8 protein-coding genes, 1 tRNA gene, 1 pseudogene and 1 CRISPR repeat array are annotated in these 14,339 nt (G+C 37.2%); of the genes and pseudogenes, 1 reads left to right on the top strand and 9 read right to left on the bottom strand.

From position 1 onward, the window contains the following. The 9 genes and pseudogenes from AT685_RS04480 to AT685_RS08750 form a co-directional block, all read right to left on the bottom strand. A partial coding sequence (locus AT685_RS04480; protein ID WP_159420479.1) for a UvrD-helicase domain-containing protein occupies positions 1–1,060 on the bottom strand: 1,060 nt, incomplete at its 3' end. A 97-nt stretch (positions 1,061–1,157) separates the two neighbouring features. Continuing rightward, positions 1,158–1,829: a ribonuclease H-like domain-containing protein gene (locus AT685_RS04475; RefSeq protein ID WP_159420478.1), complete on the bottom strand. Its 672-nt coding sequence runs from the start codon at positions 1,827–1,829 to the stop codon at positions 1,158–1,160. 2 nt (positions 1,830–1,831) lie between these two features. Further along, positions 1,832–5,119 carry a PD-(D/E)XK nuclease family protein gene (locus AT685_RS04470; protein WP_072151719.1) on the bottom strand — a complete coding sequence of 1,096 codons (3,288 nt, stop codon included), beginning with the start codon at positions 5,117–5,119 and terminating at the stop codon, positions 1,832–1,834. A gap of 60 nt (positions 5,120–5,179) precedes the next feature. After that, positions 5,180–6,271, bottom strand: coding sequence for a glutamine-hydrolyzing carbamoyl-phosphate synthase small subunit (gene carA / locus AT685_RS04465; RefSeq protein WP_072149953.1), 1,092 nt, complete (start codon positions 6,269–6,271; stop codon positions 5,180–5,182). Continuing rightward, positions 6,268–9,558 carry a carbamoyl-phosphate synthase large subunit gene (gene carB, locus AT685_RS04460; RefSeq protein ID WP_072151718.1) on the bottom strand — a complete coding sequence of 1,097 codons (3,291 nt, stop codon included), beginning with the start codon at positions 9,556–9,558 and terminating at the stop codon, positions 6,268–6,270. The genes carA and carB overlap by 4 nt, the downstream gene beginning before the upstream one ends. A gap of 200 nt (positions 9,559–9,758) precedes the next feature. Further along, on the bottom strand, positions 9,759–10,034 hold the full coding sequence (gene rpsT, locus AT685_RS04455; protein WP_072150543.1) for a 30S ribosomal protein S20: 276 nt from the start codon (positions 10,032–10,034) through the stop codon (positions 9,759–9,761). A 33-nt stretch (positions 10,035–10,067) separates the two neighbouring features. Beyond that, a tRNA-Met gene (locus AT685_RS04450) sits at positions 10,068–10,140 on the bottom strand. Between the two features lie 161 nt (positions 10,141–10,301). Further along, positions 10,302–10,505 (bottom strand): TolB-like translocation protein, encoded by a 204-nt coding sequence (locus AT685_RS04445; protein WP_072151717.1) that lies wholly within the window; start codon positions 10,503–10,505, stop codon positions 10,302–10,304. Between the two features lie 182 nt (positions 10,506–10,687). Next, positions 10,688–13,526: direct repeats of the CRISPR family, unit length 30 nt; unit sequence GTTTCAATCCCTCACAGGTTCGATTCACAC. Between the two features lie 414 nt (positions 13,527–13,940). Continuing rightward, a pseudogene (locus AT685_RS08750) lies at positions 13,941–14,021 on the bottom strand (methyltransferase family protein); the annotation flags it as partial. Between the two features lie 57 nt (positions 14,022–14,078). Here AT685_RS08750 and AT685_RS04430 point away from each other — a divergent pair. After that, positions 14,079–14,279 carry a hypothetical protein gene (locus tag AT685_RS04430; RefSeq protein WP_072151716.1) on the top strand — a complete coding sequence of 67 codons (201 nt, stop codon included), beginning with the start codon at positions 14,079–14,081 and terminating at the stop codon, positions 14,277–14,279. The last annotated feature ends 60 nt before the right edge of the window (positions 14,280–14,339 follow it).

Below are 14,339 nucleotides of genomic sequence, written 5' to 3'. Positions count from 1 at the left end.
AAAGCGAAATAATCAACCTCGTATCTTTAATATACTGACGGTGAAACTCTTTAAATTCGTCAAATTTATCAAGTTGTAAATCTTTTATATCATTATAAACCCTTTTAATAACCTCAAGCACTTTCCAAATTTCCCTCTGCACCTCTACTGATTTCTTACTCAATGGTTCAAGAACCTCTTCCTTCCGAGGTTCATTCTTCTTGGTAAAAATGTTAAAAAAAACATTTATAAAAATCCTGTATGCACTTTTAACATCTTCATTTTTAATTGCCTCATCAAACTCATTTGCACGGTTGCGAAATTCAACATCGCCCTCAAAAATATGTCCGCTCAAACTTCTAAGCGCATTTGCCATTTTGCTTCCCTCAAAAACCCTCAAAACATACTCAAAAATTTTATCCCTCCACATATCAATTATTTCATCATCGCTCTTGGCAAGATAAATATCACGCTTGACTTTCTCCACAAGTTCCCTTGAAGAGATAAGTTTCTTGATGAACCTGTAAAAGTTGTTTATCTTCATACGTTCAATTATCCCGAAAAGTCGTTCGGATTCTTCACTTTCCTGTTTTAAGAATTCCTTTATCTTGTCCTCAATTATTATATCAATCACCTGATCCCTTTCTGCTCCTTCAAGGATTGTAAAGTTAGGATCAACCCCCGCCGTCACCGCGAACTCCCGAAGGATTCGGGCACAAAAAGAGTGAATTGTCCCAATCACAGCAGAGGGCATCGCATCTCTTAACTCTTCAAATACCTTCAACATCTTAATATCATTTTTCTCCCTCGCTTCTTTTATTCTTCGCTCTATCGCTTCCGTCGCTCTTTCCCTCAACTCACTCCCGGCTTTTTCAGTAAAAGTTATAACAACTATGCTTTCAACTATATCACTTAAATCTTCAACTGATATGCCCTTGCCGACCCTTGACTCAACAAGGTCTTCAAGGATTTTGATATACTTTTCAATTAAAACGGTGGTCTTTCCGGAGCCAGCACCCGCAGTGACAGATAAATGTTTAGGCGATTTTATAACTTTCTCTTGTGATTCCGTCAACCTCATAAATAGCTATTGCTTCCAATGTTTTTTGGATTTAAAAACTGTTCCCATCTGAAAAATAACTCCGCCTCCGCAATTAAATCATACATACAATATTGAGCTATATATCCCTGAACCTCCCCTCATTGAACAATTGATTCACATCATGCCCCGTTATACCATGGGATTTTGGACTTTCTATATTGAAAACTTTACAATAAAAATCAAGCGAAAATTTTCTTGTGATCCCGAAGAATGTAAATTCATCAAGAAGATCAATATGTGGTTCACGCTTCGCCCTGTTATATTCCATAAGATCACGGCTTGGCTTTATACCCAAAATCGCTGACCTCAACATCAAAAATGGACAATCAAACCCACGCCCGTTAAATGTTATAAATATCTTGAACTTTGAAATATATTCCCAGAACTTTTGGATTATCTCCACCTCAGTCCCGGAAACAAATTTTATCTTAACTTTATCTTTCCTAATTTCATCTGGAGCAAAAATGTTGAGCACCTTATCAATTTCCTGCACCCATTCTTCTTTCTCATTTGCTTGATAAAGCACCACACCTTGAGATGAATCAACATTCAACATCCCAATTGCCACAACTTGCGCAGTCAAAGGATAAAGGTTTAACCTTTCAATTACCTTTGCCCTTTCTTTCTCACGCTTCTCTTCGCTTTCTTCCTCCTCTGCAAATTTCATCAAATACTCATACTGCGCCGAATCAAAAACCTCAATTGGAAATCCAGATGTTTCAATATCAAATATAACTCGCCCCGTCATGTTCAGCCCCATTTTTTTATTTGAACCCCGAATTTAACTTCATTTATCCTGCAAATTTCAATATACGCACAATTTCCACATATACTCCCCAACATATCATCATGCTCCGTCAAATTAAATTTACCCTTGGCTATCTTGTCAACAAATTCACGAACTTTACCAACTGAATTATTAATTTTATCATTGAACTCATTCTGATTAAAATAATTGCTTCTTTCCTTGCCCGACTTAGCCTTTTCTTGAGCTATCACTGCTTTTCTTCCAACATTACGACGAACAACATAATTATATCCACCAACTCCTTTCATTTCCTTACCTTGTTTTTTAAAAATTTCCTCCGCAATTCTTATGTAAAGCGGAATTTGAAGATGAATCCCCTTCTCAATCTCCTCTTCTTTTACATTAACTTTGCCCGTTTTATAATCATAGATTATGAACTCCTCACCGCTCACATCAACTCTATCAATTTTACCCTGAATTTTCACCCCTCCAAGTTGAACTGGTTCAATCGTTGAAAGCTCCTTATCACTGCTTCTTCTTATTCCAACCCTCGGACCAAATGCAACTTCAAAATAAGCTGGTTTAAAACTCAACTTCAAATTCATCTCCGCTTCTTTTGAAATAAACTCAACCATGCTTTGTTCAAGCTCTTTCAATTCAACCCTCCACAAGGGATGATTTATTTCAAATTCCTTCGCCTTTTCCCTGGCTATCTTTTTAATTAATTCAGTTGCGCTTTCCTTATCTTCTGAAATACTCTTGCCAGTTTCACGCCATCTTGTATAAAATTCGTAAAGAACCTCATGATAAAGTATCCCTCTTTCAATTGGAGTAAGAAATTCTTCAATCTCTTCAAAACCTTCAAGCGCAAGAACCCTTTCAACGAAATATCTATATGGACATTTACCGTATGTCTCAATTTGTGAAATAGAAAAAATTTTATCTTCCTGCTCACCAAGTTTCTTCTTCTCCTCATCATAAACTGGTCTTATAATCCCTTCATATTCAAGATAGTCCTCCGAATGTAATTCGCTTCTGTTCAAATTTATCTTTGAGATGTCAAAAATATATTTGAGCTTGTCCCCATAATTTTCAACAAGCCTCTTAAACTTCTCGGATACAAAGTCAAATGTGTTAAGTTCTCCAGAATTAAACTTTAGGAATCTCCCGTAACGTTCATAAAGCTCATCGCTTGAGAAAATTCCATCTTTAAAAGCTGATGAATCAACTTTCTCAAAATCAATTACTTGCTCAAGTGAATCAATAAACCTTGACCTCACAAGCTCGTTTTCCGCATCGGTCTTTGGATAGGTCAAGTAAAGATGTGATTTAAAATTAACGACGCCTTGGTAGAAAAGATAGCGTTCATCAAATCTATGCATTTTTTTCGTCTTCCTTAAGCCTTCACTTAAAAAAACTTCTGGCTCATACACTGAAGGAAATTCCGTATCAACAAGTCCTGCGATTATCATCACATCAAAATTCAAACCCCTTGTCTCCTCAAGTGTTGTAACATAAATTCCGTATCCATATTTTTGCCTTATGTTATAGCGAACCCTTGGCAAGGCTTTTTTGATCAAATCAACATAATAATTCAAACTGTATCTTTCTCTTTTCCTCATGTTAAATTCAAAAACCTCAAGCAACTCATCAACAACCTCCATAAATTTTTGATACGCTCTTGCATCTCTTTCAATTTCATCATGAGTTGCAACTCTTCTCGGGACCTTCAAAATTTGCTCATGAACTTTAAGTTCAGCAAGAACTCTATGAAGTTTATCTTTAAATTCGGACGGGGTCATCAGGGCATTAAACTCATCAACAACTTTTTCCATGAGATCGGTATAATCCGCAAGTGCATCCTCAAAAAGTTTCTTCTCCCTCAAAAGTTGTTCATATTCATCCCGATCATTTGTTGTTTCAATTCTTGATTTTATTATCTCAACTCGTTTCTTAACCCTTTCACACCAGAATTCCCTCCCGCTTTTGATCTTAAGTTCCTTTGAAACAGAATATATATTCTCCGACTTTAATTGCCTCCCAACGATAGCTGAAAAATTAAAATATGGGCTCATCAAAACTTTTATTATCTCACTTATCCTGTAATCATTAATTGGAATTTCAAGAAGAGAAATTATTGACGAAACAAGAGGAGAACGCTCAAGATAAAATCTATCCGTTATGTTTGCCGGGATTCCATAAACAGCAAAAATTTCCCTGAAAAGATTTGTATATTTTTCCGGTCTATATGTTGCGACGCAAATTTTGCTCAAATCAATGTCCGGTCTTTCACTTACAATTTTCTTTATCACCCGTGCTATGGTTCTGACCTCATCTATCCTGTCCCTTGCTTCAATCAGTGTTACGCTCTTTTTAGCATCGTATTTTACATCAAGTGTTGAACCAATGTAATTGAAAAGGTATTTGTTAATGTGCCTTGCAAATCTATCGTTTTCCGTCCTTGGTCTTATCTCATACCTTTTAAATCCAGCATCTATGAATTTGGTATAGCAGTCGGTAAGATGCCCGAACAGATTGTCATTTCTTTCAAAGTAATCAAACATTATGATAATTGAGAGGTCATGAACTTTTGTGAGAATTTTTATGAATTCTATCTCTGGCAAGCGAAACATTGAGAAACCTTCAATGAAAATTGAATCAACATTGTAAAACGCACCCCTGAAAACCGAATTAACATTTTCAGAATTGAGTATATAATTTAACTCCTTGAAAATCCCGGGGACATCAATGAATCCATTGCTCATTAAAAGAGTCTCATACTGTTCATAAATTTTAACAAGATCGCTGAGCTTCATCCTATCCTCATCTTTTTCAACCTTTTCAATTTCATCACGCAATCTCGCAGGATAAATCCCATCTTCCTTAAGACCAACTATCGTATCAATGATTTTATTTATCGTCCCAATTGGAAGTTCCCTCCGAGCTATTTGCCCTGGTGGCTTGAAATACACAAGTTCTTCAATCACCTTTTCAATTGCAGTTTGAAAGACAAGTGACTGAATCGTCTCAGATATAAGATATTTTGGCTTTTCAAGTTTTGCGGAGTAATACAAACTTCTCGCAAAAAGCTCAAGCGTGAAAAGATTAAGATCTGGAGCCACCTCATTCCTTGAGAACTCAAGAAGTTCCCTTCTCAATTCCCTTATCTTCCTTCGCGTCGGCACGATGTAAATAAAGGAATCAAATTTCCCCGCCTTTATCCTGTTCTCTATCTCCTTCCTTATGTCAATTATCCTCTTTTCAGGTGGGAAACTTAAAACGACGCTCATATTGTGAAATTTTTCTTTTGCCTTTAAAAAAATTTAAATCACATAAAAACAAAAACAAAATCACACTTCCCAACTTTTCATCAAATTAACAAATTCCTCAAAAATATAACCACTATCATGTGGTCCTGGCGACGCCTCGGGGTGATATTGAACCGAAAAAGCAGGAAAATCTTTTAATCTCATCCCTTCAATAGTTCCATCATTTAAACTTATGTGTGTGACCTCGGCTGTTGTGCTTTTTATTGAATCAGGGTCAATTGCAAAACCGTGATTTTGAGAGGTTATCTCAATTTTACCGGTGATCAAATTTTTGACGGGATGATTTGAACCACGATGCCCGAATTTCATTTTATATGTTTTTCCACCAATTGCAAGCCCAAGAAGTTGATGCCCAAGACAAATTCCAAGAATTGGCTTTTTACCAATAAGCTTTCTTATATTCTCTACTGCATAAGTTAAAGCGGATGGATCGCCTGGTCCGTTTGAAAGAACAATCCCGTCTGGATTTAAAGATAAAACATGGTCAGCACTGGTATTTGCAGGGACAACTAAAAGATTACAACCAAGATTTTTTAATTTCCTCATAATGTTAAATTTTACGCCGAAATCATAAACGACAACGAAAAATTTCGCCTCATTAATTTTTGAAAAGAAATAACTTTCATTTCCAGTAACAGAAATTGCAAGATCAAGTCCGTTCATTTCTGCAACTGATCTCGCCTTCGTTATCAAGCTTTGATCGTCTAAATCAATTGTTGATATAACTCCACGCATCGCTCCTTTTTCTCTTATCTGCCTTACAAGAAATCTTGTATCAACACCAGAAATTCCAACAACGCCATGCTTTTTCAGATAATTTTCAAGTGAATCTGTTGCCCGCCAGTTGCTGTAAAGCTTTGAAATTTCATAAACGACAACACCAGCAACCTGTGGAGCCCTTGACTCAATATCTTCTTCATTTACACCATAGTTTCCGATCAATGGATTTGTAAAAATTAAAATTTGTCCTTTATACGATGGATCAGTTATAGCCTCTTGATATCCGGTCAAAGAAGTATTAAAAACAACCTCACCTGTTGTCTCACCCTCGGCGCCAAAATTTATTCCTTCAACCACGACGCCATTTTCAAAAGCAAGTTTTGCCTTTTTCATTTTGATATTTCAAGATTTATTTCCATATGATACTCTTGTAAACTTTTCACCGTTAACCTTTCTTGCCTCAACCTTTTAATTGCTTCAACTGCGCTCAAACCTGCTGAAAGAGTTGTGACAAATGGAATTTTATATTCAATTGCGCTCCTGCCAATTGCAAACTCATCAAACCTTGAAACTTCTCCAAGCGGTGTATTTATGATGAAGTTTATTTTCCCAGCCTTTATGTAATCAACAATATCGGGATGTCCCTCGTTTACTTTATAAACTTTTTCGGCTTCAATCCCACTTGCGTTCAAAAACTTTGCCGTTCCATCTGTTGCAATTATCTTAAAGCCAAGATTGACAAATTCCTTTGCGATTTTAATCGTTTTGAAATTCTTATCCCTATCGTTTACACTTATCAAAACAGCTCCAGATGTCGGTAAGTTGTTTCCAGCTCCAATCTGCGCCTTAGCAAAAGATTCACCGAAAGAATAAGATAAACCTATAACTTCACCCGTTGACCTCATCTCTGGACCCAAGAAAACATTTACATTTGGAAATTTTGAAAATGAAAAAACGGGTGCTTTACAAGCCTTGAGAGCGATACTTTTTAAGTTAAGATCACGAAGATTAAACTCTTCAATTACAGCGTCAGAACTTTTGACGAGAACTTTAGTTGCAATCTTAGCGAATGGGATACCCGTTGCTTTACTTATAAATGGGACTGTTCTTGACGATCGTGGATTTGCCTCAAGGACATAAACCTTACCATCTTTTTCTGCGAATTGAATGTTTATCAAACCGACAACTTTCAAAGCAAGTGCAATTTTCCATGTGTATTCAATTATCTTTTCAACTGTGTCATCCTCCGCCATAATCGGCGGGAAAACACATGAACTATCACCGGAGTGAATTCCAGCCTCCTCTATATGTTCCATTATCCCCATAACTAAAACCTTTTCCCCATCACATATTGCATCAACATCAAATTCAAACGCATCCTCAAGAAATTGATCTATTAAAACAGGGTTCTCCCAGGAGATCCCAATTTCACTTCTCAAATAATCAGCTAATGAATCTTTTGAATAAATTATTTTCATTGCTCTTCCCCCGAGAACATAAGATGGACGAACTAAAACAGGAAAACCAATTTTATCAGCTGTTTCAACAGCTTCATCAATTGAGCGAGCATACCCACAGGGTGGATAATTTATCCCGAGTTCATCAAGCAATTTTGTAAATTTACCTCTGTCTTCTGCTATATCTATACTTTGGGGCGAGGTGCCAAGAATTTTTACACCATTTGCTTCAAAAGATTTCGCAAGTTTAAGTGGAGTTTGACCGCCAAAACTTATTATAACCCCATCCGGTTTCTCAAGTTCAATTATGTTCATAACATCCTCAAAAGTTATAGGTTCAAAATACAATCTATCCGCTGTATCATAGTCCGTTGAGACCGTCTCTGGATTACAATTGACCATTATCGTTTCATAACCCTCCTCTTTGAGAGCAAAAACAGCATGAACATTCGTATAATCAAATTCAATCCCCTGACCAATTCTATTTGGACCACTTCCAATGATCAAGATTTTTCTTCTATCTGTTGGAACTGATTCATTTTCAAATTCATAAGTTGAATAAAAATATGGGGTGTAAGACTCAAATTCCGCAGAACATGTGTCAACAGCTTTGTAAACAGGTGTGATGTTAAGTTTTTTCCTTAAATTTCTTATCGTGCTTTCACTTTCACCCCATATAAACGCAAGCTGTCTGTCTGAAAATCCGTTTCTCTTTGCTTTTAAAATTATTTCCCTCGCGGATAACGGTTCTTCTTCGGCAAGCTTGAAAATGTTAGAAACCCTCCTTAACTCATCCTCAATCTCAAGAATTTCTCTTAAGTTATGAAGAAACCATTTATCAATTCCCGTCAACTCATAAACTTCATCAACAGTTAAACCAGCCATAAAAGCATATCTTATCCAGAAAAAACTATCCCATTTGTTTAGTTTTAATCGCTCAATGATTTTTCCCCTTAAAATTTTAGCATCTTCAAGAGTTTGAATTTCATCCTTCCCATCACACCCAAACCCAAATCTGTCAATTTCAAGTGATCTTATAGCTTTTTGAAATGCAGATTTAAAATTTCTTCCAATTGCCATGACCTCGCCAACTGATTTCATTTGAACCCCGAGCACATCATCAACCTCTTTAAATTTTTCAAAGTCCCATCTTGGTATCTTGACGACGCAATAATCAATTGATGGTTCAAAAGATGCTGGCGTTTTCTTTGTGATGTCATTTTGAATTTCATCAAGTGTATATCCAAGGGCAAGTAGCGTCGCTATCTTCGCAATTGGAAAACCAGTTGCCTTGCTCGCAAGAGCTGAGCTCCTACTAACCCGAGGGTTCATCTCAATGACATAAACTTCACCAGTATCGGGATTTACCGCAAATTGAATGTTCGCTCCACCAGTTTCAACTCCAATCTCGCTCATTATCATCTTGGCATAATCACGAAGCCTTTGATATTCTTTGTCTGTTAATGTTTGTGCAGGTGCAACTGTGATTGAATCCCCTGTGTGAACTCCCATCGGATGGAAATTTTCAATTGAGCAGACAACGACAAAATTATCTTTTCTATCACGCATAACCTCAAGCTCATACTCTTTCCAGCCAATTAAAGATCGTTCAATTAAAACTTTTTTGATCGGGCTTTCAATCAAAGCTCTTTCAAGCTTTTTCTCTAAATCTTCAAAATTATACGCAATTCCCCCACCGGTTCCACCAAGTGTAAAACTTGGTCTTAAAATCAATGGGAAGCCAATATCTTTAGCAAATTTTAAACCCTCTTCAACACTTTGAACAAAAGTGCTCTCTGGGACTTTAAGCCCAATTTTACCCATTGACCTCTTGAAAAGTTCTCTATCCTCTGCTTTCTTTATTGTTTCAATGCTTGAACCTATAAGCTTAACACCATATTTCTGCAGAATTCCCAATTCGTGAAGTTGAACTGCGAGATTTAAAGCGGTTTGACCCCCAAGCGTTGGAAGAATTGCATCTGGTCTTTCTCTCTTTATGATCTCTTCAAGAAAATATGGTGTTAATGGTTCAAGATAAGTTGCATCAGCAAATTCTGGATCAGTCATTATAGTAGCTGGATTGTTATTGACAAGTATAACTCTTACACCCTCACGCTTTAAAACTTTACAAGCTTGTGTTCCCGAATAATCAAATTCACACGCTTGCCCCACTACGATTGGACCACTTCCTATGATAAGGACGGATTTTATATCTACTTTCACCTTTCCCAGCCTTGAAATTTTTCAGCAAATATAATCAATTGAAAAAATCAAAACAAATGACAAAAGAATTTTCTGGGAAGTCAAGCTTGAACCTATAAAACCAAACTGGAAAGTGACAATTTCATCTTTTCTAATTTTCCCCCTTGTTAAAAATAAAAAAGGCGGGTTAAAACCCGCCCTTTGCCCCAAACTTTTTTACTTTATGCCTGTTGAGGTTGAGTTATAGGGAAGTTGTTGACAAACTGTGCAAGTTTAGATTTGTAAGATGCTGCCCTGTTTTTGTGAATGATCCCCTTGGCAACTAGCTTATCAAGAATTGAATAAACCTTCTTCAACATAAGTTCAGCTTCTTCTTTCGTCCCTGCGTTTTTAACTTTTTTAATAAATGTTTTCATCATTGACTTGTAATGTCTGTTTCGCATCCTTCTTTTTTCAGATTTTCTCATTCTCCTTTCAGCGGACTTAAGATTTGGCATTTAATTCAACCAGTTTTTAATTTTTAAATTTTGTTGCGGGGGCGGGATTTGAACCCGCGACCTTCGGGTTATGAGCCCGACGAGCTACCAGCTGCTCCACCCCGCGGTATTTTTGCAGGTATAAATATAATAAATACAACCCAAAATTTCAAGTTTATCCAAAGACCCCTAAAATCAAACGCTCAACATTTGTCTGTTCTTATCCCAAGCTATTAGAACTGGTGTGCAGTCATCTCATAAAACATCACCTTCCTATCATTTAATTGGTTAATTCGGGTTAAATGTTAGTTGCCACTTTATACCTGCCGTATCCACCATCCAGAGCACCCCGTTAGAGCAAGTCCAATCATGCGAATGATAAACAGCACAGACTATGCTTTTGCCGTCTGGACTCCAACTAAATAGCAACCCAAAAGTATAATCAACGTTTTGGGTTGTAAGCTGCTGTAAATTTGAACCTGTAGTGTCCATTAACCAAAGCTTACTATCCGATAAAAATGCAATCTTAATACCATCCGGTGAATACCAAGGATGTTAGTTATCTTTGCCAGCAACCACTGATAATGTGTCAATCACTTTAGACTGAATGAAATCATATCGCACAAACCGAGTCTCAACAGTTGTTGGACTTGTGCGAAACCCTTTTACTCCAAGTTTTAATCCCTCACAGGTTCGATTCACACTGTTGACATAACTGATTTTGAATTTTCAAGGTGGGTGTTTCAATCCCTCACAGGTTCGATTCACACATGGAGGGAGAAATATGAAGTTGATTGAAAAAATAACGTTTCAATCCCTCACAGGTTCGATTCACACCTTCTACTGCTTTTTTAGATGAGGAATAAAGCAGATCGTTTCAATCCCTCACAGGTTCGATTCACACATTCTAAAAAAAAACGGAGGGAAAGATATGAAATTAACGTTTCAATCCCTCACAGGTTCGATTCACACATTTTAGAGCTTATTGATGAAGAAATCAAAAGAGGCGAGTTTCAATCCCTCACAGGTTCGATTCACACGCCATAACATTTGCAAATGCATTTTATAGTGCTTCAAAGTTTCAATCCCTCACAGGTTCGATTCACACCAAGACAAAATTGAATTGAAAAAAACAAAGTCAAGGTTTCAATCCCTCACAGGTTCGATTCACACTGGAAACATATGGGAAAGTAAAACTTAGCGATTTTTTGTTTCAATCCCTCACAGGTTCGATTCACACCGGAGATGTTGATTGTAATCGGGATTGACGGGAAAATGTTTCAATCCCTCACAGGTTCGATTCACACTTGATACAAGAATTCCCTCGTTTGTAAACAAATATACGTTTCAATCCCTCACAGGTTCGATTCACACGCGGTCTGGTTTCTATCAAGCTCAATTAGTTCGTCTGTTTCAATCCCTCACAGGTTCGATTCACACTTGCAATTGCCTCAATTCTTCACATTGGCAAAACAGCGTTTCAATCCCTCACAGGTACGATTCACACTTTGAAGAAGACAGCGTTACTCGAGAAGGCTATATCGTTTCAATCCCTCACAGGTACGATTCACACAAAGTTTAACGGAAGAAATATTAAAAGCGTTAGAGGAGTTTCAATCCCTCACAGGTTCGATTCACACGGTTGAGGGTGCGAGGCGATATAATGTCCTTGATTAGTTTCAATCCCTCACAGGTTCGATTCACACATAGCATTACGAAACAATTATACGAAACAATTACCAATGTTTCAATCCCTCACAGGTTCGATTCACACAATCCGTTCATTGTGGCGGGTTTGTTGCCCAACTTCTGTTTCAATCCCTCACAGGTTCGATTCACACGAAAAGATTATGTTAATCCAGTGTTGGGCGTGCCAGTTGTTTCAATCCCTCACAGGTTCGATTCACACAAGAATTTTAAAGGTTCGACCGACAAGAAACGAAAGTAGTTTCAATCCCTCACAGGTTCGATTCACACGAACCCAGAAATAGGAGAAATGCAGGTAAAGAAAGAGTTTCAATCCCTCACAGGTTCGATTCACACTAAATTTTATTATAATAATATCATATATCCGTATTTGTTTCAATCCCTCACAGGTTCGATTCACACGGGAATCAATGGATATTTTTGAAAAGGCTATCAAATTTGTTTCAATCCCTCACAGGTTCGATTCACACAAATTCCGTGCGTTTGTGAATATGCATTATACAGTAGTTTCAATCCCTCACAGGTTCGATTCACACAAATTAACTTTAGGTCTTGCAAGTAAGTAACTTTGTGTTTCAATCCCTCACAGGTTCGATTCACACATGAAGATAAATACTTTGGATTAACGCCTTTTAATTTGTTTCAATCCCTCACAGGTTCGATTCACACTAATTTTTGGAGCTCCAGATTTGCAGACAAGACAAAGTTTCAATCCCTCACAGGTTCGATTCACACTGATTTTGTCAACGATTTAAAAGATGGGCAAATAGACGTTTCAATCCCTCACAGGTTCGATTCACACTGTTATTTTTTCGAGTAAAGCCATTGTCGCTGGCGCCGTTTCAATCCCTCACAGGTTCGATTCACACACGCGGAACCGCCTGACGATGCATATGTCTATCTTTTGTTTCAATCCCTCACAGGTTCGATTCACACAAATCTGGTAGCGGGCGTCACTGGGATGAATTTATCATGTTTCAATCCCTCACAGGTTCGATTCACACACTAAACAATTTCTATTACCTGAAGAACGCTAAAGATCGTTTCAATCCCTCACAGGTTCGATTCACACACAACAACAGAATCTCACTATTTACATATATTCAAGTTTCAATCCCTCACAGGTTCGATTCACACAGTCAACTTCTTTTTTCAACCTTAAATCAAAAAAAACGTTTCAATCCCTCACAGGTTCGATTCACACATGAGAAGATATTACACTTTCAACGAAGAAATATTCGGGTTTCAATCCCTCACAGGTTCGATTCACACACAGCACTAAAAATTTAACTTGTCCTATATGTGGTTTGTTTCAATCCCTCACAGGTTCGATTCACACAGAAAATTTACAAACAACGCAAAAAAGAGGATTTGTTGTTTCAATCCCTCACAGGTTCGATTCACACAAGTATACAGGTATAAAAAAATAAATAAAATAATTTAGTTTCAATCCCTCACAGGTTCGATTCACACTTGGTTTGGTGGGCGAAATATCAGGTACGTTTTTTTGTTTCAATCCCTCACAGGTTCGATTCACACTACGATAAAAAATTAGACAAAGCGGGGTCTTGGGGATAGTTTCAATCCCTCACAGGTTCGATTCACACGAATAATTTCAAAAGTAAGATCAAGCGCGTCATCATCCGTTTCAATCCCTCACAGGTTCGATTCACACGTGATTTGCGTGAGGTATACCAAACTCACCAAAAGGTTTCAATCCCTCACAGGTTCGATTCACACTAAGTAAATTCGCAAATAAAACCAGGTACGAATCATGTTTCAATCCCTCACAGGTTCGATTCACACCCACGGTAAAACAAAACTTTAAATAAACTAATTCACACACTTAAATATAATAAATTTTATCCCAAAAGTCAAGTCCTTTTGTGTTAACTTTTACCCCTGATTTTTCCGAGAACCTCCCTGACAATGTGTCAAGATTTGCGTCAGAGCAAGGGAAAGTGATTGTAAATCAATTAGATATTCAAAATCACAAATGTTAACTTATTAACGAGGTTCTCGGAAACCGTAATAACGAATAATAAAAATAATAGCTAAACCATCAAAACTTTTTCTTGAAAGATACGGGATAAATCTCTTCGTTTTACTTGCATATTCAATGTAAGTTTGACCATAAACCTCAACAAGTTCCTTCTCCTCTTGAATTGAAAGCCAAATATAAGCTCCAACCAGAACAGGGCATAAAGTTACCAGCGATGATCAGTGTATAAGCCACCCGAATGCAACAAGAAAAATTCCAGTGTATTGAGGATGGCGTATGAACTCATAAATTCCATCAGTTACAAGCCCCCCATTTTATGAATTTCTGCCCCGCCAGCTGAAATTAAAAATAGTCCAATGATACTTATCAATGTCCCGATCTTTGCTGGCAGATGCCCAAATGCTTCAAAATATTTTTTTGATATAATTGGAACATCAAAAATTGAAGAGACAAGAAAAATTAAAAATGGTCAACCAAACATCTCCGTCATCAAAGCAACTACAAATGCCATGAAAACAGTTTCTGATTTCCACAAATTTTTCGTCGGCTTTCTATAAGTTAACATACCAAAATCCCTCTGTGCCCAAATTTTCTTTTATCCATTTGATTGATACAGG

The sequence above is a fragment of the Candidatus Kryptobacter tengchongensis genome, assembly GCF_001458555.1.
In the GTDB taxonomy this organism is placed as follows: Bacteria; Bacteroidota; Ignavibacteria; order Kryptoniales; family Kryptoniaceae; genus Kryptonium; species Kryptonium tengchongense.
The sequence above is the reverse complement of the archived record's forward strand: the minus strand, read 5'-3'. Positions and strand labels throughout refer to the sequence as shown.